At 54.4% G+C, this 20,400-nt stretch carries 17 protein-coding genes; 11 read left to right on the top strand and 6 right to left on the bottom strand.

Going from position 1 to position 20,400, the window contains the following annotated elements; genetic code table 11:
• The first annotated feature begins 21 nt into the window (after positions 1–21).
• The 4 genes from aceB to IF205_RS12545 all read left to right on the top strand — a co-directional run bounded on the left by aceB (position 22) and on the right by IF205_RS12545 (position 6,843).
• A complete protein-coding gene (aceB, locus tag IF205_RS12560) occupies positions 22–1,647 on the top strand; it encodes a malate synthase A (protein ID WP_259779708.1) in 1,626 nt (541 codons plus the stop codon).
• Positions 1,648–1,842: 195 nt separating this feature from the next.
• The gene (aptA, locus tag IF205_RS12555) at positions 1,843–3,159 is read left to right on the top strand and encodes an omega-aminotransferase AptA (RefSeq protein ID WP_259779707.1); all 1,317 of its coding nucleotides are present in this window, start codon (positions 1,843–1,845) and stop codon (positions 3,157–3,159) included.
• Between the two features lie 92 nt (positions 3,160–3,251).
• Positions 3,252–4,280: a histone deacetylase family protein gene (locus IF205_RS12550; RefSeq protein ID WP_259779706.1), complete on the top strand. Its 1,029-nt coding sequence runs from the start codon at positions 3,252–3,254 to the stop codon at positions 4,278–4,280.
• Between the two features lie 145 nt (positions 4,281–4,425).
• Complete coding sequence (locus tag IF205_RS12545; protein ID WP_259779705.1) at positions 4,426–6,843, top strand: putative bifunctional diguanylate cyclase/phosphodiesterase; 2,418 nt, start codon at positions 4,426–4,428, stop codon at positions 6,841–6,843.
• On the opposite strand, the gene IF205_RS12540 is transcribed toward IF205_RS12545, so the two are convergent.
• From IF205_RS12540 to IF205_RS12525, 4 genes are read right to left on the bottom strand one after another with little or no spacing between them, the layout of a single operon-like run.
• The gene (locus IF205_RS12540; protein ID WP_259779704.1) at positions 6,840–7,622 is read right to left on the bottom strand and encodes a carnitinyl-CoA dehydratase; all 783 of its coding nucleotides are present in this window, start codon (positions 7,620–7,622) and stop codon (positions 6,840–6,842) included. The two genes, IF205_RS12545 and IF205_RS12540, sit on opposite strands and share 4 nt — an antisense overlap.
• The gene (locus tag IF205_RS12535) at positions 7,615–9,708 is read right to left on the bottom strand and encodes an acetate--CoA ligase family protein (RefSeq protein ID WP_259779703.1); all 2,094 of its coding nucleotides are present in this window, start codon (positions 9,706–9,708) and stop codon (positions 7,615–7,617) included. Before IF205_RS12535 ends, IF205_RS12540 begins: the two co-directional genes overlap by 8 nt.
• A gap of 8 nt (positions 9,709–9,716) precedes the next feature.
• Entirely contained in the window at positions 9,717–10,877 is a 1,161-nt protein-coding gene (locus IF205_RS12530) for an acyl-CoA dehydrogenase family protein (RefSeq protein WP_259779702.1), read from the bottom strand.
• 44 nt (positions 10,878–10,921) lie between these two features.
• Positions 10,922–12,235 carry a thioesterase family protein gene (locus IF205_RS12525; protein WP_259779701.1) on the bottom strand — a complete coding sequence of 438 codons (1,314 nt, stop codon included), beginning with the start codon at positions 12,233–12,235 and terminating at the stop codon, positions 10,922–10,924.
• A gap of 129 nt (positions 12,236–12,364) precedes the next feature.
• Here IF205_RS12525 and IF205_RS12520 point away from each other — a divergent pair, with 129 nt between their 5' ends.
• Positions 12,365–13,327: a GlxA family transcriptional regulator gene (locus IF205_RS12520; protein WP_259779700.1), complete on the top strand. Its 963-nt coding sequence runs from the start codon at positions 12,365–12,367 to the stop codon at positions 13,325–13,327.
• Here IF205_RS12520 and znuA read toward each other — a convergent pair.
• Complete coding sequence (znuA, locus tag IF205_RS12515) at positions 13,324–14,241, bottom strand: zinc ABC transporter substrate-binding protein ZnuA (protein ID WP_259779699.1); 918 nt, start codon at positions 14,239–14,241, stop codon at positions 13,324–13,326. The genes IF205_RS12520 and znuA overlap by 4 nt on opposite strands.
• 215 nt (positions 14,242–14,456) lie before the next feature.
• On the opposite strand from znuA, the gene IF205_RS12510 reads away from it, so the two are divergent.
• The 3 genes from IF205_RS12510 to IF205_RS12500 are packed head-to-tail and all read left to right on the top strand — an operon-like array spanning position 14,457 to position 16,551.
• Positions 14,457–14,909 (top strand): Fur family transcriptional regulator, encoded by a 453-nt coding sequence (locus IF205_RS12510; protein ID WP_259779698.1) that lies wholly within the window; start codon positions 14,457–14,459, stop codon positions 14,907–14,909.
• The gene (gene znuC / locus IF205_RS12505; RefSeq protein ID WP_259779697.1) at positions 14,906–15,715 is read left to right on the top strand and encodes a zinc ABC transporter ATP-binding protein ZnuC; all 810 of its coding nucleotides are present in this window, start codon (positions 14,906–14,908) and stop codon (positions 15,713–15,715) included. The genes IF205_RS12510 and znuC overlap by 4 nt, the downstream gene beginning before the upstream one ends.
• A 26-nt stretch (positions 15,716–15,741) precedes the next feature.
• On the top strand, positions 15,742–16,551 hold the full coding sequence (locus IF205_RS12500) for an iron chelate uptake ABC transporter family permease subunit (RefSeq protein ID WP_259779696.1): 810 nt from the start codon (positions 15,742–15,744) through the stop codon (positions 16,549–16,551).
• A gap of 60 nt (positions 16,552–16,611) precedes the next feature.
• Here the strand turns inward: IF205_RS12500 and IF205_RS12495 are convergent, their stop codons facing one another.
• Positions 16,612–16,995 carry a c-type cytochrome gene (locus tag IF205_RS12495; protein ID WP_259779695.1) on the bottom strand — a complete coding sequence of 128 codons (384 nt, stop codon included), beginning with the start codon at positions 16,993–16,995 and terminating at the stop codon, positions 16,612–16,614.
• Between the two features lie 285 nt (positions 16,996–17,280).
• Between IF205_RS12495 and IF205_RS12490 the strand changes: the two genes are divergently transcribed.
• Genes IF205_RS12490 through IF205_RS12480 form a run of 3 tightly spaced genes read left to right on the top strand, consistent with a single transcriptional unit; the run spans position 17,281 to position 20,400 of the window.
• Positions 17,281–18,075 (top strand): enoyl-CoA hydratase-related protein, encoded by a 795-nt coding sequence (locus tag IF205_RS12490; protein WP_259779694.1) that lies wholly within the window; start codon positions 17,281–17,283, stop codon positions 18,073–18,075.
• Between the two features lie 4 nt (positions 18,076–18,079).
• Positions 18,080–18,871, top strand: coding sequence for a 2-(1,2-epoxy-1,2-dihydrophenyl)acetyl-CoA isomerase PaaG (gene paaG / locus IF205_RS12485; protein WP_259779693.1), 792 nt, complete (start codon positions 18,080–18,082; stop codon positions 18,869–18,871).
• Between the two features lie 2 nt (positions 18,872–18,873).
• The gene (locus IF205_RS12480; RefSeq protein ID WP_259779692.1) at positions 18,874–20,400 is read left to right on the top strand and encodes a 3-hydroxyacyl-CoA dehydrogenase; all 1,527 of its coding nucleotides are present in this window, start codon (positions 18,874–18,876) and stop codon (positions 20,398–20,400) included.

The raw sequence follows: 20,400 nt of genomic DNA, 5'->3' as shown, positions 1-20,400 counted from the left end.
AAAGCGACAGGGATGATAATAATGAGCAACGCAAACCTGGAAGCGCTTCGATCCGCGTCTGAAGGCGTTAAGCTGACCGGTGAAATCAAACCCGGTTACGAAGAAATCCTGACTTCCGAGGCATTAGGCCTCATCGGAATATTGCAACGCAAATTCGGTCAACGGCGTCTAGAACTGCTGAAGGCCCGCGACGAGCGCCAAGTGAAACTGGATGCTGGTGAACTGCCGGATTTCTTGGCGGAAACCGCTTCCGTCCGCGCAGGGGACTGGACGATTGCCCCCCTTCCCCAGGACCTCCAGGACCGCCGCGTCGAGATCACTGGACCGACAGACCGGAAGATGGTCATTAACGCGCTGAACTCAGGTGCTTATTGCTTCATGGCCGATCTGGAGGATTCCAACTGTCCGACCTGGGACAATATGATCCAGGGCCAGATAAACCTGCGTGATGCCGTGCGCCGGACCATTTCTCTGGATGATCCTAACTCAGGCAAACACTATGAGCTGAAAGACAAGACAGCGACGCTCATTGTCCGGCCTCGCGGTTGGCATCTGGACGAGAAACATATTCTGGTGGATGGCAAGGCCTGTTCGGGCGGCATTGTCGATTTCGCCCTGCATATCTACCATAATGGCGCAGAAACCCTGAGCCGTGGAACGGGCCCCTACTATTATCTTCCGAAAATGGAGAGCCACCTTGAGGCCCGTCTTTGGAATGAAATCTTTGTAGAGGCGCAGGAACTTGTTGGCATTCCGCAGGGTTCCATCAAGGCGACGGTTCTCATCGAAACCATTCTGGCCGCCTTTGAAATGGATGAAATCCTGTATGAACTGCGGAACCATTCTGCCGGTCTGAACTGTGGTCGCTGGGACTATATCTTCTCCATCATCAAAAAGTTCCGCAATCGTGCTGACTTCGTGATGCCGGACCGCGCACAGGTGACGATGACGGTCCCGAACATGCGTGCCTATTCGCTCCTGGCGGTAAAAACCTGCCACAAGCGCAATGCGCCCTGCATCGGCGGTATGGCAGCGCAGATTCCCGTCAAAGGCGACGAGGCAGCCAATGCCGAAGCTTTCGCAAAGGTGAAAGCCGACAAGGAGCGAGAAGCCAATGATGGTCATGATGGCTCCTGGGTTGCCCATCCGGGCCTGGTGCCGGTTGCCCTCGAGGCCTTCAATGCCGTCATGACAACACCGAACCAGATAGACCGTAAACGTGACGATGTGAATGTGACCGCAGCCGATCTGGTGAAAGTACCGGAAGGCAGCATCACAGACAGCGGCCTGCGCACCAATGTTCAGGTTGGTATCCGCTATACGGAGGCCTGGCTCGGCGGGAACGGATGCGTCCCCCTGTTCAATCTCATGGAAGACGCGGCAACCGCCGAAATCTCCAGGGCTCAGCTTTGGCAGTGGGCACAGCATGAGGCTACCCTGGACGATGGCACCAAACTGAGCCGCGCCTATATTTCCAAGGTAATTGCCGAAGAAATGGACAAAATCCGCAAGGAACTGGGAGACAACTATTCCCAGAGCCGATTCGAACAGGCCGGCAAACTGTTTGAGGAAATGGCAATCGCGGAGGATTTCCCCGACTTCCTCACGCTGCCTGCCTATGACATGGTGTTTGGCGAAGGACGTTAATCCCCCAGCACAAGGCGTATAGAAACTGGAAAGGCTGCCCGTTGAGGCAGCCTTTCTTGTTCCTGGGTATCGGGGCGGACTATCTGGCCGTATGACTTCATGCAAACTGGCCCTGTGATCAAATCCTGACCGCATGGTAAATTTGTTGCCAGATGAAAAAGTTGTCTCATCAAGAAACAAGAATGGGGACGTGCAATGCGTAGCGACACAAATAACCTTGAAGCCTTCTGGATGCCCTTTACCGCCAACCGGCAGTTCAAAAAGAACCCGCGGATGCTGGTGGAAGCCGAAGGGATGTTCTACACCAACGACCAGGGCCAGAAGATTCTGGATGGCACGGCTGGTCTGTGGTGCGTGAACGCAGGTCATAAACGCCCGAAAATCGTCGAGGCAATCCAGAAACAGGCTGCTGAACTGGATTACGCGCCCGCTTTCCAGATGGGGCATCCGAAAGCCTTCGAACTGGCCTCCAAGCTGGTGCAGTTGACCCCGCAGGGGATGGACCACGTCTTCTACACCAACTCCGGGTCCGAATCCGTTGAAACGGCTCTCAAAATCGCAATCGCCTATCAACGCGCCCGCGGCGAAGGAACCCGTACCCGCTTGATTGGCCGGGAACGTGGTTATCACGGTGTGAACTTTGGCGGTATTTCCGTTGGCGGCATTGTCTCCAACAGGAAGACCTTCGGTACGCTTCTGACCGGCGTCGATCACCTGCCCCACACGCATGACCTGGAACGCAACGCATTCACCCGCGGCCAGCCGGAACACGGCGCCGAATTCGCCGACGATCTGGAACGGATCTGTGCCCTGCATGACCCGTCCACCATTGCGGCTGTGATCGTCGAACCGATGGCGGGCTCCACCGGCGTGCTGTTGCCGCCGAAAGGCTATTTGCAGCGCCTGCGCGAAATCTGCGACAAATACGGCATCCTTCTGATCTTTGATGAAGTCATCACCGGCTTCGGCCGCCTGGGCAGCCCGTTCGCAGCAGACTTCTTCGGGGTCACACCGGATATCATCACGACAGCCAAGGGTCTTACCAACGGTGTCGTCCCGATGGGCGCAGTCTTCGTCCGCGACGAAATCTACAATACATTCATGACTGGTCCGGAGAACATGATCGAATTGTTCCACGGATACACCTATTCCGGAAATCCGATTGCCTGTGCTGCCGGTCTTGCCACCCTGGAAACCTATAAAGAAGAAGGTTTGCTGACACGCGGTGCGGATATGGCGCAGTATTGGGAAGATTCCATTCACGCGCTGGCCGACTGCAAAAATGTCAAAGACATCCGCAACATGGGCCTGATTGGTGCAATTGAACTGGAAGGGATTGCCGGAGAGCCGACCAAACGTGCCTTCAATGCCTTCCTCAAAGCCTATGAGAAAGGTGTCCTGATTCGCACCACCGGCGACATCATCGCCCTCTCTCCGCCGCTGATCATTGAGAAAGAGCATATTGACCAGCTTTTCTCCACACTCCGCGATGTGTTGAATTCCCTGGACTAAAGGCATAACGCTCCCTTGAAACGGGCCGCAGCAATTGCGGCCCGTTCTTTTTCTTACTAGGTTGTCGCACGTCGTATTTTGGGAGACTCGCCATGAAGACCGTCTTTAGTGAAAAGCACAAACTTAGAAATGTGAAAACGGAACTTGCAGGCGGCGAGTTGGTTGCTCCTTTTGAATGCCCTGTCCGCGCCGAACATATCCTGAACCGCGTCAAAGACGTTCAACTGGGGGATATTATCGCGCCCAATAGTTATGGACTTGATCCGATCAATCGGATCCATGACGGCAACTACGTCAATTTCCTTGAGCGATGCTGGACCGAGTGGCAGAAGACCGGCCATAAGGGCGAAGCGATCCCCATCGTTTTCCCGGTTCGGACCATGCGCCAGAAGCGACCGAACGATATTGAAGGCCAACTGGGTTATTACGCATTGGGTGCTGAAACGTCCATCGGTGACGGGACCTACGAAGCAGCCCGATCTGCCGTAGACGTCGCCCTTACCGCACAGAAGATCGTTTCCGCAGGAGAGCGGAGTGCCTTCGCCCTTTGCCGCCCACCGGGACACCACGCCGCAGCAGACCTCTATGGCGGCTATTGCTTCTTCAACAATGCCGCGATCGCCGCACAATCATTCCTCGATGAAGGAGCCTCACGTGTGGCGATCCTCGACGTTGATTTCCATCATGGAAATGGCACCCAGTCTATTTTCTATAACCGGGAGGATGTTTTATTCCTTTCCTTGCATGGGGACCCGGTGGATGCCTTCCCGCATTACCTGGGATACGACGACGAAAACGGTGCGGGGCACGGTGAAGGCTTCACGGCCAACTTCCCGATGAAACCCGGGACGGACTATACCGACTGGCAGGAAGCGCTCAAACAGGCCTGCGCAAGAATTTCAGACTATTCCCCCGATGCACTGGTCATCTCACTCGGCGTTGATACCTTTGAGAATGACCCCATATCCTTTTTCAAGCTGAAGACGGATGACTTCAAACGGTATGGCGCCGTGCTCGCCAGCCTGAACCTTCCCACTCTTTTTGTAATGGAAGGTGGATACGCAGTTGAAGAAATCGGCATTAATGCCGTTAACGTTTTGACGGGCTTCGAAGGAGGATAATCCGCAAGCTATCGCAATTGAAATATTTGATCCGGCAACATTTATGCTGGTCATGTAGTGGCAATATTATGTTAACCTTTTCCCAACATGATACTGCAGCAATATACAAATATTCTTTTGCTTTTCTTAGTATGCGGATTATCGGATGAGCCCAAATATCGGCGGTTGGTTTTCTAGACTGGGCTTCAAGATTGCCGCATGGTCACTGCTACTCGCGGCAATCGTCGGTACGTCTGCCACCATCTACCAGGCCCGTCTCGGCGCCAAGGAAGCCATTGAAGCCGCCAGGCACAACCTGTCGGGCTTGGCTGACAACGTTGAACTGGCAACGACAAAAGCCCTCTGGGAACTGGACAACAGCGCCTTGGAGGGCCTGCTCGACGGCCTGGTCCGCGACAAGTTCGTAGCCAAGGCCGAAATCACCGGGCCGGTCGACGGACCGCTGGCGGCGTCGATATCACACGACCACAACTATCCTCAGCAGGAATCCCTGCTTCTCTATATCCTCCCGACGTCTAACCTCAACATCAAGGAAACGCGAAAGCTCGTATATCCCTTTGAGGGTGACAAAATAGAAGTCGGCACCCTGACACTGACCGGAGACGTCGGATCAATCCTTGCGGCAACCGTGGACCGGGCCAACACAGTTGCACGAACCAGTGCGGTTATCAGCATTACGATTGTCGCCAGCCTGCTCATCAGTGTCTTTTTGATTGTTACCCGCCCTTTGCGGACCATCAGCGAATACTTGCAGTCAATCAACATCGACAAGCTGAACCATGTTTCCCCCCTCGCCTCAACCGTAATGGAACGGCGCGATGACATTGGAACGGTGGCACAGTCAATAGATACGCTGTTGAGAAGAATACTGCGCAGCAAGAAGGACCTTGAGGCCTCGGAAGAACGCTATCGCGGATTGCTGGAAGGATCGCTACAGGGGGTAACAGTACTCAAAGGTTATAAAATCCTGTATGCAAATCAGACTGCGGCACAGATATTCGGATATGAAAACGCCGAGGAATTTGTCAATTCTCAGGACTTGCGGAAAACCTTTCCCTCACCATCCAAGTTTTTTGAGCCTCGCAATCTCAAGCCGGGGGAAGTAATCCAGCTTGACGAGGAAAAACGCATCCGGGCCGACGGCAGCGAAATCATATTGCAGGTCATGCTGCGCCCGGTCCTCTGGGAAGACGACTGGGCAATCCAGTCAACCCTTGTGGATGTGACCAGCAGGGCAAAGGCCGAACGCGAATTGCGCAGGCTTGCCACCAGGGACACTCTGACCGGCCTCGCAAACCGAACAATGTTCAGGGAAACAGTCCTGAACACTTTGAAAATAAGGCCAAAATTTAAACTTGCCGTAATACTGATCAACATTAACCGCTTCAAGGCAGTCAACGACCTATACGGCCATGATATCGGTGACGAGGCACTTAAAAACTTTTCTGAACGCCTGGGCGAAGTCTCTATTCACAGTGGCCTGATCGCGCGCCTGGAAAGTGACAAATTCGCGGTTCTATTAGATAGGCTCGCAGACACCAGCAAAATTGTTGATCTTGCCCGGCGCGTTCACAATGCGGTCAAAAGTCCTATTCAATTGTCAAATGGTGAAACGATCGAACTCACCGCCTCTATCGGGGCGTCCGTTTGGCCCACGGACTGCAATGATGCCGATGAGTTGATCCGCACGGCGGAAATTGCAATGTTCGCCGCCAAATCGGAATTGAGCCGTGACGTCAAACTATTCGATAGCAGCCTGGATGAGGCCGTGCACAGGACATTGAGCCTCGAAAAGGAAATGCGCGAGGCTTTGGTGCGGGATGAATTTGAGCTGGTGTACCAGCCAAAAATCGACTGCAGTAACCATAGGCTGTGCGGCTGCGAGGCCCTTGTGAGATGGCCCCGCCCCGACGGCAGCTACATCCCACCGTCGACATTCATTCCAATTGCAGAAGCCACCGGCCTTATCATTCCATTAGGGCAGAAGGTTATGGATATGGCCGCCGCGCAGGCCGCCAAATGGCAGAAAGAACTCAACCGTTCCGTAGCCATCGCGGTTAATGTCTCTGCTGTTCAATTTACCAATTCCGACGTTCTGGACGATTACCGGCAGGCGATTACCGCCCATAATCTGTCACCGGACCTCTTGCAGATCGAGGTAACCGAAAGCGCTACCATGCAGAGCCTGGACAGCATTCTGCCTGTCCTGAAGGCATTGAAGGATATGGGAACCGCCATTGCCATCGACGATTTCGGAACCGGTTACTCCTCTCTCAGTTATCTCAAGAAAATGCCGGTAACGCATCTGAAGCTGGACCGGACATTTGTTATGGACCTGCCTGAAAGCGATTCCAGAACCATTGCCAAGGCCATCGTGACCTTGGGCCACGCCCTTAACCTTAAAGTCGTGGCTGAAGGCGTGGAAACCAATGAGCAGGCCTCGCTGCTGCGGGAATACGGTTACAACGAATTCCAGGGGTACCGCTTTGCGCCGCCCCTATCCCCCAGTCAGTTCGAAGACATGTTCCTCAAGGAAACCGGCCTGTTAAACGACGCCTGCTAGCGTCCTTTCCATACCGGCTCCCGTTTTTCCGAAAATGCTTTTGGGCCTTCCTGCGCATCCTCACTTTCCAGCATACGCTTATAAAGCGGTGCGCCACCCGATCGCATAAACTCGAAACCCGCTTCCAGCGAAAGCGCGTCCGTTCCCCGCATCAACTCTTTGATTGCACCAATCGCAAGGGGGGCAGCGGAAACAACTGATGACGCCAATTCCCGTGCCTTGTCCATGACCTGGTCCGCCGGTACCACCGCATTTACGATTCCCCATTGCGCTGCTTCGGCAGCACTCATCCGCCGCCCTGTCATCAATATCTCCCGGGCAATGGCCGGTGGCAGAATTTTCGGAAGGCGGACCGTGCCTGCATCCGGGATCACCCCGACAAATGCTTCCGGCAGAAAGAAGGCGGAATGATCAGCCGCAACAATCATGTCGGCAGCCAGTGCAATTTCAAAGCCCCCACCAACAGCCATGCCATTCACGGCTGCTATAACGGGTTTATTCAAATCACGCAGTTCGGTAAAACCACCGAAACCGCCGACACCATAATCAGACTCGAAATCCTCCCCTTCCGCCGCTGCATTCAGGTCCCAGCCTGCGGAGAAGAACTTCTCGCCTTCTCCCGTCAAAATCGCGACACGAAGACTATCATCATCACGGAACTCTTCGAAGACGGCTCCCATCTCCCGGCTCGTCTCTGCATCAATGGCATTGGCCTTTGGTCTGTTGAGGACCACCTCAAGCACAGCACCATTTCGGGTAACCTTCAGTTTTTCAGACATTCTCTTTCTCGGCTCCCTGTTCAGTCTCCACCATCCGGATCAGGGCATCGACGGCGATAACGCCCTCGCCTTGCCGCATCACCAGAAGCGGGTTCACATCCAATTCCAACAAGCGATCCGCATTGTCAGCCACAAAAGCAGCAATCGCCATAACGCTATCGATGACGGCCTCAATATCCCCTGGCTCGGCACCACGATATCCATTGAGCAGCGTTGCAATACGAAGGCCTGAAACCGCCGCTTTGACCTCATCGCGCGTCACCGGCAGTGTCAGAGGTACACTGTCCTTCAATAGCTCAACCAATATCCCGCCAGCGCCGATCAGCAGGGTCAAACCAAATTGCTCGTCTCTTGAGACCCCGATAATTAGTTCCGTAACAGCGCCGGGCACCATTTTTTCCACGAGATACCGATCGCTAATCCCCGCCATGGAAGCCACTGCCGCTGAGACCGCCACCCCATCCCGAAGATTAAGGTGGACACCACCCTGATCGGATTTATGGGCCAAATGCTCGCCAACAGCTTTAACAACGACGGGATAGCCGATTTCATCGGCAATAGCCTCAGCCTCTTTGCCTGACGCCACTACGCGCCCTTTTGGTATGGGCAGACCGTAGGACTGCAGGGCAGCCTTCGACCGGACCTCATCCCACAACCGCGATATACCATCAACCACAGTATCGGACGGCAACATCATCGGCGCCGGAACAGGTTTCGTCTGGGCCATTCCAATCTTGTAAGCTGCGTCGAGGGCTTGTGCACAATCATCCAGGCCAACCATGGGCACAACCCCTGCCTCAATCATTTCAGCGGTCACTTCGCTCGGTTGGCATTCCGGCATTGAGGACACGACGATGGCTTTGTGTCCAGTCTCCTGAGACGCCCGTATGAGCCCCCTCATGGATGCATTCCAGTCGCTGAAGTCAGCACCGCTTGTGCTGGGCCAGTCGAGAACCAGCATCGTGGCATCATAGGCCGCAGCCATCATTGCAGAAAATGTCTGCGCCAACCTGTCCTCATCACCCCAGATGAAGGTGTGATAATCGAGCGGGTTCGATACGGAAACCATTTCCGATAACGTTGCCTGTACCTGACGACAATGGTCTTCGTCCATCTCGGTAAAGCAAACTGCCCTATTCTCAAACAGGTCAGCCATGAGAGAAGCCTCGCCACCGGAACAACTCATCGAGGCAATGCTGTTTCCAGTCAAAGGGCCGATCACGGACAGCAGCTTCAATGTCTCCAGAAATGCCGTCACAGAATGCAATCTGGCAATTCCCAACCGGTCGAACATCGCATCGTAAAGTTGGTCGGAACCTGCCATAGAACTTGTGTGGCTCATCGCCAGTTTCGCGCCGGTTTCCGAACGCCCGGCCTTCAAGGCAAGGATGGGGACTTTTTTCTCCAGGGCGCGGCGCGCGACACGATCAAAATTGGGGAAATCATCGAGCCCTTCGATATGCAGACCAATGGCCGTCACACGCGGATCATAGAGCAGCATATCCACACAGTCGTCCAACCCAATCTGGGCCTGATTGCCCACGGCAATCATATAAGCCAATGGAAGACCACGACGTTGCATCGTCATATTCAGGCCAATATTGCCGCTTTGGGTTACAATTGCAACGCCCCGCTCCTGACGCTGGCAACCATGTTGATCCGGCCATAGCGCAACACCGTCCAGTGCGTTTAATACGCCGTAACAATTCGGCCCGATCACAGGCATATCGCCCGCAACCTCAACAAGTGCCTCCTGCCGGGCGATGCCGTCTCCCCCGCTTTCCTTGAAACCAGAGGCATAGCAGACAACGCCGCCGCACCCCATTGCAGCCAATTGCGAAACAGCCTCTATCGACAGATCCGCATTAATGGCAAGGAAAGCCGCATCAGGAATACCCGGCAAATCATCAAGCGATCCGTAGCATGGCAATTCCGCCATCTCGGCGCGCTTTGGGTTTACCGGCCAGATTTCGCCGTCATACCCGAAACGCCTGCACTCCCGAATCGCTGCTTCGGCAGCCCTGCCGCCGATCACGGCGATGGAGGCCGGTGACAGCAACCTCTTGAACCCTTCACGACTGATCATGGGACGCCTCACCCTTCCAGAGGACGCAACAAGGACCGCGAGATGATATGGCGCTGGATTTCACTCGTACCATCCCAGATACGCTCAACACGGTGATCGCGCCAAATCCTTTCCAGCGGCAATTCGTCCATGAGGCCCATGCCACCCAGAATCTGGATTGCTTCATCGGAAACCATAGCCAGCATCTCAGTCGACTTCAGCTTTGCCATCGCCGCATCGCTATCGGTCATCTGCCCCTGGTCATTCCTCCATGCCGCATAAAGTGTCAGAAGTTCTGCGGCCTTCAATTCCATCGCCATGTCGGCCAGCTTGAACGACACGCCCTGGAATTTTCCGATCGATTGCCCAAACTGTTTACGGCTGGCTGCCCAGTCAGCGGCAATCTCAAGGGCCCGCTCCGCACGGCCCAGGCACATTGCGGCAACAGACAGACGGGTTGCGCCCAACCAATCGTTGGCGACGTCAAAGCCTTTATGTTCCTCGCCCAGAATCTGAGACTCGTGAACACGGCAGTTATCAAAATTCAGTATCGAGTTGTGATAGCCGCGGTGCGAAACGCTGTTATAGCCATCATCTACTGTGAAACCGGGTGTCCCTACATCGACCAGGAATGTCGTGATCTTTTTCTTTGGCCCGCGAGGGGTCTCTTCCACACCGGTTGCTGCAAAAAGGATTACATAATCCGCGACGTCGGCATGGCTGATGAAATGTTTGGTTCCGTTAATAACATAATGATCGCCATCGCGCTCCGCACGGCACTGCATCGACCGGACATCCGACCCGGCGTTAGGCTCTGTCATCGCAAGACAGTCAACCTTGTCCCCCCGGATCGTCGGCAGAAGATAGTTTTCGATTTGGTCGCCACGGCAGGCCTGCAGAATATTGCTGGGGCGCGCCACAGTGTATTGCAGACCGAAATTCGCCTTGCCCAACTCTTTTTCCATAAGGGTCAACGAGACGGTATCCAGACCGCCTCCACCCAGCTCTTCGGGCATATTGGCAGCGTAAAAGCCATACTCTTTCGCTTTATTTTTGATCTGTTCGTGCAGATCGGGACGAATCTGGTTCGTCTTCTCTACTTCCTCTTCGTAGGGGTAGAGTTCCGTTTCCACGAAACTGCGAACGCTCTCGATGATGAGCCGATGCTCATCGGTCAAAGAAAAATCCATCTCTTGTCTCCCTGAATAAGGCTGCAACAGCCCCTGAATCTGTGTCAGCGCTTTTTGATCGCCATCTGCCGGCCAACCTGCTTCGGCATTTCCATGTCCTGATGAACGGCCCTGACCGCGGCCAGCGCCTCATAGACGTCTTCACGAATCGGGCAGGCCCGTGCCGCCTTCATATCGACGTGCAACAGCATCTGCTCTGTCGTGGCCAGAAGCTCTCCGCTATGGCCGTGATACATGGAATGGAAAATATGCATGCGCTTCTCATCCAACCCGAGAATCTGGGTTGTGAAGCGCAAGGGGTCGCCGGTACTACATTCCTGGAAATAGTTGATATGCGTCTCAACCGTATAAAAAGACAGCCCCGACTCGCGATAAGCCTCGTCATCACCGACATAGCGGAACAGGGCATCCGACGCCCAACCGAAGGCAGTGAGATAGGCTGCCTCTGTCATATGACCGTTATAATCAACCCATTCCGGCAAAACTGTTGATTGGTAAAGCGCAAGCGGGGCCTTCACACAATCGCCATCATGCCAACGGGCAAACGCCTGTCCAGCCTGAATTCTGCGGCTTTCATCTTCCTGAAGTAAGGCTCCCGCGCCTCGCTTGAAAGCCCGCAACGCCTGCATGACCGCGACAATACATTCGTCACGAATGACCTGGAGTTCAATGTCCTTATCGCCGGAAACACTTTCAACCTGCTCCAGGGGCCCCAGAACAGCAGAAAGCAGCCCACTGCCATGCAGATAAAGATCATCAAGATCCTGCGCGGCGACAGTACCACCGTCTTTAATCGCACGCGCTTCCCGCCGGAGGGCTTCTGACAGGCGACCCGTTACTGGTCCTTGCGTTTCGAAGAGTTTGAAGCCGACCGAACCATAAAACTCACGTGCCTGCGCAACAACTTCCTCTGAGGTTTCCTGCCCCCGGATGATCTCCAGTACGGGCAACAGATAAACCGGCCGCTCAACGCAGACAGACAGCACACGTTCGGAATGACGAGCCCCCCTCGCCCGGTTCAGACTGCACGTTGAAATTATGACGTCCTGGCCGGCCATTTCACTAATCAGGCCGTCCGTTTCTCCATCTTCGCCCAGGGTGTTCTGGATCAGGTCCGATTGCTCAACGAGGCTTTCCAATGAGTCTGCAAAACGGAGCCGCTCCGGTGACGCCCCCGGGAACAATCCTTGTTTCGACAAGGCGGGCCATGCACGCATCACGCACGCCGATACGTCGCTATGCCGGTCATCGCCGGGAGCCCATAGGACAACATCCAAACCACGCGCAAGAAAGCGTGCGCACCACTCGGCGCTGACAGCCTCTGCACCAACAATCCCTACAGTTCGGACTTCCCGCATCGTCTTCGCCAACTCCATAATTGCAAACCGCATTTCTAAAGTTGGACTCTACGCCCGATCAGAAAGATAATTTGACAATTTTCGACAGAAGAATGATGTTTTTCGACCACACAAAACAGGCATGTATTCATGTTCGGACAGCCTCCCCTATCTGGCCCACAAAAGCTGGCGTTTCTTCTTCTGGACAGATTTTCGCTGATGGCCTTCTCATCCGCCTCGGAACCCTTGCGAATTGCCAACTGGCTTGCAGGTAAGCAGCTCTATGACTGGACATTGCTGACGGTGGACGGTGCGCCGGCCATTGCAAGCAACAACATGCAGGCTGTTGCCGATGCAGCGATTTCAGATGACGATTTTTTCCCAATGACCGTTGTCTGCACCAGTTTCAGTCCAGAAAAGGTTACGACACCGAAAGTTATGAACTGGTTGCGGCGACAGGAGCGGCGCGGAAGCATTCTTGGGGCCGTTGATACGGGCGCGCATGTTTTGGCAAGTGCGGGACTTCTGAACGGATATCAGGCAACCATACACTGGGTCCACCAGGCTGCATTCGCCGAGTCTTTTCCCGAGGTCTGGCTTGTGCCCGATATCTATGTGGTGGACAAGGACCGCTTTACGTCGTCGGGCGGCGCGTCCGCCATGGATATGATGTTACATCTGATCCAGGCACAGCATGGACGGGAATTCGCCGTGGCGGTCGCGGATCAGTTCACCTATGGCAGGATACGCGAGGGCCATGCGCCTCAGCGAAGCGAGTTGCGCCAGCGGTTGTTCACCGTCAATCGAAAGGTATTGGGGGCCGTTGACCTAATGGAAAGCCACCTCGAAGACCCGCTTCGTCCCGTCGATATCGCCGATATGCTCGACATATCCCTACGGGAACTGGAGCGGTCCTTCAGAAAGGCTTTGCACTCCTCTCCCGGCGCTTATTATCGCATGCTGCGCCTGGAAAAGGCTCGTGCGCTGCTGCAACAGACCGATATGTCGATCATGGAAGTGGCGGTGGCCAGCGGCTTTTCCTCGTCAGCCCATTTTTCCAGAGCCTACAAGGACCGCTATGGCCACCCCCCCAGCCAGGACAGACGCGTTTAATTACCCTTGCCTGTCAGGCAATCAGTCAGCCCGGCAGCAAGACTTTCCATCAGTTTGAAATAGGCATCCTCACCCGGGACCAGCGATGCGCCCAACGGGTCCATCACGCCTGTCCCGACATCCATCCCCTGAACTACTGTTTGAACAACCTTGGGTTCGAACTGAGGTTCCGTGAATACGCACATAGCACCGCTTTCGGCTATTTTCTGACGTATCTCCTTGAGATGCGCGGCCCCCGGTTTTCGATCGGGACTAACCGTGACTGACGCAACCTGATTCAAATGATATCGCTTTTCGAAATAGCTATATGCCTCGTGGAAGACGACATAGGGGCTCTTTTCAACCGGCGTCAGTCGCTCAGAAAGCGCATGGTCAAGGGCACGCAGACGCTCAGCCAGTCTGTTTGCATTCGCTTCATAAGCATCCTTGTTTGCCGGGTCCGCGGCTTCCAGTTCCGCCGCGATAGTATTCACCAGCACCTCTGCATTCCGGGGGTCTAACCAGATGTGCGGGTCAAAGGCACCGTGATGATGTCCCTCGTCATGAACCTCATCGTGCTCGTGCTCGTGCTCGTGAGCATCGTCATCATGATGTTCTTCATCCGGGCCATAGGCAATTTTCAACACCCCCGGGGCATGGAGTAATTCCACAGCCCTAGCATTACTTCCCAGCGTCTTTATGGGCTTTCTCAAAAAGGTTTCCAGACCTTCCCCAACCCAGAACACAACATCAGCATCCGCCAACGCCCGTGCTTCGGAGGGACGGAGAGAATAGCTGTGCGGTGATCCTCCTCCCTTAACCAGCAGGGTTGGAGAGCCAACACCGGCCATAACACCTGCGACAAGGGAGTGAATTGGTTGGATACTTGCAACAACCTTGGGCTCCGCCATCGCTCCGCCTGCGAAAAGCGTCAAAGCCGAAATCCCGGTTATCAGTCTATTCAACATTTTTACCATTGCGCTTTCACCGCTTCCTTTCCGTCAGGATGTTCTAATAGCAGGTTTGGTTTCCGCGTTGATAGGTATGTGATGTTATAACATTTGTCCATACAAAATTGTTATGGTATAACATTCTCGCTTTCGATATAGATTTATCAGCTTTGCGAAATACAAATGGCCAGTCGCATCCAATGACAAGCACTCCGACTACATTAGAAAACATTGAAGAAATATGTTCGGCCAAAGGCATTCGCCTGACGGACACACGTCGCCAGGTTCTTGAAATTATCCTGGAAAGTGATACGCCTCTTGGTGCCTACGAAATATTGAACCGCCTGTCTGAAAGCAAAAACAACGCGGTACCGATGACAGTCTACCGTGCACTTGATTTTCTGATGGACAACGGACTGGTCCACAAGGTGGAAAGCATGAACGCCTACTTTGCCTGTACGCATCCCGGCGATGAGCATGGCTATCAGCTTCTGGTATGCGGACAATGCGGGCATGTTGTGGAAACATCAGACCCCAAACTGGAAAATGCCATTAAAAAGCAAGCCAGCCATGAGGGCTTCAAAATCGCCAACGCAGCCGTCGAGGTAACAGGTCTATGCTCTGACTGTCAGGGCGCGGATGGCGCACAATGACCGGTGTTCTTCCAAAACAATCCGGGGAATTACTTGTCGATTTGCAGGAAATCTCGTTGCGGCGACAGGAAAAACAGATACTGCAGTCGATTTCCCTGCAAGTCTATCGCGGAGAAATCGTGACCCTGATCGGCCCGAACGGGGCCGGAAAATCCACGTTGGTGGAGATCGCCCTGGGCCTGGTGCAGCCTGACAGCGGAACAGTGAATACAACACCGTCGTTACGTGTCGGCTATGTCCCGCAAAGCATGAATATAGACCCGGTCATGCCGCTCCCCGTCTATCGCCTGATGACCCTTACTCAAAGGGCGAAACCTGAGGACATCAGGAAGGCATTGGCACGGGTAAAAGCCGATCACCTCTATCATAAAATGGTAGCTAATCTCTCCGGCGGGGAGATGCAGCGGGTATCCCTGGCCCGCGCCATGTTACGCAATCCGGACATCCTTGTCCTGGACGAGCCAACACAGGGAGTAGACTATGTCGGTGAGGCGGAAATCTATCAGCTCATTTCTCAGATACGCGATGAACTTAACTGTGGTATCTTATTGATTTCTCACGATATACATATTGTGATGGCCGCCACGGACCGTGTCGTCTGCCTGAACAAGCATATCTGTTGTGAAGGCCTACCGGAAACCGTCAGTCAAAACCCGGAATATGTGGCGCTTTTCGGCCATCGGGCGGCGTCCAATCTTGGGATTTATACCCATCACCACGATCACGACCATGACATCAACGGCGCCATCGTTCCCAAGGGGGAAGGCGTAGGTCACGTTCATGGCCCAAGTTGTGACCACCACTAAGTGATGATGCTGCAGAAAGTTACCTGATGCTTGATGACTTTGTAGTCCGCGCGTTCGTCGCCGGAATTGGCGTCGCTGCGATAGCCGCCCCCGTCGGCTGTTTTATCGTCTGGCGGCGCATGGCCTATTTCGGCGATACAATGGCGCACACCGGCCTCCTGGGAGTTTCCCTGGGGCTGTTGCTGGGTGTATCGCCCCGTGTTGGTGTTTTGGCCACTTGCATCGCCGTAGCCCTGATTCTGTTTCTTATGCAGCGCCATCGACATATCGCCGCCGATACATTACTGGGCATCCTTTCGCATGGCACCCTGGCCTTTGGTCTGGTGGCAATCAGTTTCATGGACTGGGTCCGGGTTGATCTCCTGGGGTATCTGTTTGGCGATATCCTCGCGGTATCGAAGATGGACATTCTCTGGATATATGCGGGCGGCGCGGCTGTCCTTCTTATTCTGGCGCGGCTATGGCGCCCCCTCATCGCATTGACAATTAATGAGCCGATGGCCCGTGCTGAGGGCCTGCCGGTAACCGCAACCCGAATCGCTTTCATGCTTCTTGTCGCTGCCGTAATCGCCCTTGCCATGGAAATCATCGGTATCCTCCTGATCACCTCCCTGTTGATTATACCGGCTGCGGCGGCAAGGCGCTTTTCCAGATCACCGGAACAGATGGCGATTGTTTCCATGGTATTCGGCATTGTCGCCGTCTGCAGCGGGCTGTTTACCTCCCTGACCTGGGATACTCCCTCTGGCCCAAGCGTCGTCGTTGCTGCGACGATCCTTTTTGCAATCAGCCTGCTGTTTGCCAATGCTCAGCACATCCGAAAATCTGTAGAATAGGCATGAAAAAGGCGGCCCCAGTCAGGGCCGCCTCTTCCAAAGGTTAGTCTGCCAGAAAGCTTATTTTGCGACTTTCATCAGGTAGGCGATGACATGCTCCCGGTCATCTTCCTTACGCAGCTTGAACGTCATCTTTGTTCCCTTGATGAACTTTCTGGGATTGGACAGCCAGGTATCCAGCTTCTCTTCATCCCAGTTAAAGTCCGCCTTCGCCAGGTTCTTCGAGTATTTATAACCATCCGCCTTACCAGCGCCACGGCTCAACACTCCGGCAAGATCGGGGCCCACTTTGTGCTTGCTACCATTGTCAATCACATGACAGGTCCGGCACTTGGATTTGAAGATCTTTTCACCCTTAGCTGCATCATCGGCACTGGCAGTACCAACAGCAACAACGGTGCCTAAAACAGCGCCAGCAAACAACATAGCGGTGCGCTTTACCATTTTCATTCTCCCTTATGTCCTTGTCCTAAAGGCGGGTGGATTATGCATAAAATCACCTTGGAACCACTGTGGTCTGGTGTCACACCGGGTGCAGCCACAAGGCGACGTTAAAACCTAGCCTCTATCTCGCATACTCGGGGATTGGCCGACCTGATTCCAGTCAATTTTCCCTTGCCGCCATATAGCAATGACGATTTCCTTGAAAAAAATCGTCAGCCTTTACCCCGGGAAACAATTATTTTAAGATTAAAATAATAGATAAACGACCATAGAACAGGGACAGAAATGCCCGTCCAGAATCAGCCAGAGTACACGGACCTAATTGTAACAACACCGGCCCCGCACGTCCTGCAAGTCACGCTCGACCGGCCCAAAGCCTACAACGCTTTGTGTAGCAATCTCCTGCATGAACTTGCCGACGTCCTGGAAAAAGCAACAGACGATCCATCTATCCGCGCCGTTGTTCTCACCGGTGGACCGATCGTCTTCGCCGCCGGTGCCGACATCAAGGAAATGGCTGACCATACCGCGACCACAGTCAAAGAAGACAGCCGCGCAGGCTATTGGGCGGTCGTGCGGAATTTCTCCAAACCCATTATCGCAGCAGTGAACGGATTTTGTCTGGGTGGTGGCAATGAACTGGCCATGCATGCAGATATCATAATCGCCGGCCATAATGCAGAATTCGGACAACCGGAAATCAACCTGGGGATTATCCCCGGGGCTGGCGGCACACAGCGACTGCTCAGGACGGTTGGTAAATCCCGGGCAATGCAGATGATCCTGGCTGACGAGCGAATCACAGCGCAAGAGGCACAGCAATATGGTCTGGTCTCTGAGGTCGTCCCTGCAGAGCTTTGTGTGGAACGTGCTGTTAAGCTCGCAACCAGAATTGCGTCAAAACCACCTTTGGCGGTTCAGCGGGCAAAACAATCCATTCTGCAGGCCTACGAACTGCCTCTGGCGGACGGGCTGCGTTTCGAACGGGAAAATTTCTGCGCTCTTTTCGACACGGAAGACCGACTGGAAGGAATTGCCGCCTTTACGGAAAAAAGAAAGCCGCATTTCAAAGGGAAATAACGATATGAACTATCAATCAATCCTCTTTTCGGCTGATAAAGGCGTGGCAACGATCACCCTTAACCGTCCGGACAAGCTGAACAGTTTTACCGACGAGATGCATGGCGAGCTACGGGATGCCTTCAAGACAATCGCAAAAGACGAAACCATACGTTGTGTCCTGATTACGGGTGCCGGGCGCGGTTTCTGCGCCGGTCAGGACCTGTCCCATCTCGCCTCCGAAGATGCCCGAGCCGAACAGGACCTGGGTGAAACCCTCGACAAAAACTACAACCGTTTGATCCGCACCATACGGTCCCTTCCAAAGCCCGTTGTCTGTGCCGTCAACGGAGTTGCAGCCGGAGCCGGAGCAAATTTGGCCCTGGCCTGCGATATTGTGCTGGCCGCCTGTTCTGCCAGCTTCATTCAAGCCTTTTGCAAAATTGGCCTGATACCTGATGCCGGGGGGACTTGGACCCTGCCCCGGTTGGTCGGCAGCGCCCGTGCGCTCGCATTGGCGATGCTGGGTGATAAAATCAGCGCCGAGGAAGCCCATGACTGGGGAATGATATGGAAGACCTTCGACGATGAAACCCTCATGCCGGAAGCCCAGGGAATGGCGTTGCATCTGGCAACGCAACCGACCCAGGCACTCGCGCTGATCAAACGTGCCTTCAACGCCTCGACATCGAACACACTCGACCAGCAATTGGACCTCGAACGTGATCTGCAGACCATTGCAGGACGGACGAGCGACTATCACGAAGGCGTTGATGCCTTCCTCAACAAGCGCCCCGCGGAATTCTCAGGGAAATGACCATGACAGCGACAGCGATATCAAAAAATTCGGTCATTGGTGTAATCGGCGCTGGTGCCATGGGCCGGGGGATTGCCCAGGTTGCAGCCCAGGCAGGCCACAAGGTTTGTCTCTTCGATGCCATGGATGGTGTGGCAGCCAAAGCCCGGGACCTGATAGGGAAAGGTCTGGAGAAACTGGTATCCAAAGGTAAAGTCAGCCAGGATCAGGTGGATGCCATTATCGACAATATCCATCCTGTCTCCGGCCTGGCCGATTTGGCGCCCGCCGCTTTCGTAATCGAAGCTGTCATCGAAGACTTAAAAATCAAACAGGATGTTTTCAGCACACTCGAAGACATCTGCCGGCCAGATACAATTTTTGCGACCAACACATCGTCCATATCGGTTACGGCCGTCGCGGCCGCCCTGCGGCGGCCCGAAAATGTTGTTGGAATGCATTTCTTCAACCCGGCTCCCGTTATGAAGCTGGTAGAGGTCATCCGTGGCCTGGCAACCGACGAGGCAGTTGCGGAAACTGTCTTCGAAACGGCGAAGTCATGGGGCAAAACACCGGTCTACGCCAAATCCACCCCCGGTTTTATCGTCAATCGCGTCGCCCGCCCCTACTATTCCGAAGCATGGCGATTGTTGGAAGAAGGCGTCACCAATGCCACAACGATTGATGCCTTGATGCGGGAATGTGCCGGTTTTCGCATGGGACCATTCGAATTGATCGATCTGATCGGTCACGACGTCAGCCTGTCCGTTACAAACACAGTCTATAACGCCTTTCATCAAGATCCCCGTTACCGTCCCAGCCTGTCCCAGGAAGAATTGGTCGCCGCGGGATTCCTTGGTCGTAAAAGCGGCAAGGGTGTCTACGACTATCAAAACGGGGCAGTCCACCCTTCCCCGGTCATGGCATCAAAGGGAGACAAGCCAGCATCGGTAACAGTGGAAGGTGACCTCGGTTACGCGAGACAACTGGTTGACCTGATTCGCCAGGCAGATATCCCCGTGGAAGAAGTCGACGGGGGTGGCGCAATCCGCGTCGGCGAGACCCGCCTGTTCCCGGCATGTGGCTTGTCCGCGACAGAAATCGCCAGTGAAACCGGCCTGATTGACGTCGTCACCTTTGACTTCTGCCGCGACTATAAGACCGCATCATGTCTTGCAATCGCAAAGGCAGACCAGGCGGATACAGTCGCCCTGTCGGAAGCAACAGGTCTCTTTCAAGCTCTACAAAAATCCGTCTGTATCGTCGATGATACGCCCGCCCTTATCGTGATGCGTATTCTTGCCATGCTGGCAAATGAAGCCGCCGATGCAGTCCATTGGGGCGTAGCCGACGTTAAGGCGGTCGACACGGCAATGCGTCTAGGCGTCAACTACCCAGTCGGTCCGCTTGCGCTGGCAGACACGGTCGGCGCCGATACAATCTTGAATATGTTGGAGGGACTTTGTCTGCATTACGCGGAAGACCGATATCGTGCGTCCAGCCTGCTACGTCGGAAGGTTGCCGCAAACCAACCGTTCCACATGTCCTGA

Origin of the sequence: Aestuariispira ectoiniformans, assembly GCF_025136295.1 — a bacterium.
Lineage (GTDB): Bacteria > Pseudomonadota > Alphaproteobacteria > UBA8366 > Aestuariispiraceae > Aestuariispira_A > Aestuariispira_A ectoiniformans.
Note: the sequence above shows the minus strand (reverse complement) of the source record. Positions and strands in the feature narration are given on the sequence as shown.

Coding starts and splice junctions, on each gene's coding strand:
- IF205_RS12500 (WP_259779696.1), top strand. CDS start 15,742: ATGCTTGATGACTTTGTAGTCCGCGCGTTCGTCGCCGGAATTGGCGTC.
- IF205_RS12495 (WP_259779695.1), bottom strand. CDS start 16,995: ATGGTAAAGCGCACCGCTATGTTGTTTGCTGGCGCTGTTTTAGGCACC.
- IF205_RS12530 (WP_259779702.1), bottom strand. CDS start 10,877: ATGGATTTTTCTTTGACCGATGAGCATCGGCTCATCATCGAGAGCGTT.
- IF205_RS12540 (WP_259779704.1), bottom strand. CDS start 7,622: ATGTCTGAAAAACTGAAGGTTACCCGAAATGGTGCTGTGCTTGAGGTG.
- IF205_RS12520 (WP_259779700.1), top strand. CDS start 12,365: ATGTTCGGACAGCCTCCCCTATCTGGCCCACAAAAGCTGGCGTTTCTT.
- IF205_RS12490 (WP_259779694.1), top strand. CDS start 17,281: ATGCCCGTCCAGAATCAGCCAGAGTACACGGACCTAATTGTAACAACA.
- IF205_RS12535 (WP_259779703.1), bottom strand. CDS start 9,708: ATGATCAGTCGTGAAGGGTTCAAGAGGTTGCTGTCACCGGCCTCCATC.
- IF205_RS12510 (WP_259779698.1), top strand. CDS start 14,457: ATGACAAGCACTCCGACTACATTAGAAAACATTGAAGAAATATGTTCG.
- IF205_RS12545 (WP_259779705.1), top strand. CDS start 4,426: ATGAGCCCAAATATCGGCGGTTGGTTTTCTAGACTGGGCTTCAAGATT.
- aceB (WP_259779708.1), top strand. CDS start 22: ATGAGCAACGCAAACCTGGAAGCGCTTCGATCCGCGTCTGAAGGCGTT.
- IF205_RS12525 (WP_259779701.1), bottom strand. CDS start 12,235: ATGCGGGAAGTCCGAACTGTAGGGATTGTTGGTGCAGAGGCTGTCAGC.
- paaG (WP_259779693.1), top strand. CDS start 18,080: ATGAACTATCAATCAATCCTCTTTTCGGCTGATAAAGGCGTGGCAACG.
- IF205_RS12480 (WP_259779692.1), top strand. CDS start 18,874: ATGACAGCGACAGCGATATCAAAAAATTCGGTCATTGGTGTAATCGGC.
- aptA (WP_259779707.1), top strand. CDS start 1,843: ATGCGTAGCGACACAAATAACCTTGAAGCCTTCTGGATGCCCTTTACC.
- znuC (WP_259779697.1), top strand. CDS start 14,906: ATGACCGGTGTTCTTCCAAAACAATCCGGGGAATTACTTGTCGATTTG.
- IF205_RS12550 (WP_259779706.1), top strand. CDS start 3,252: ATGAAGACCGTCTTTAGTGAAAAGCACAAACTTAGAAATGTGAAAACG.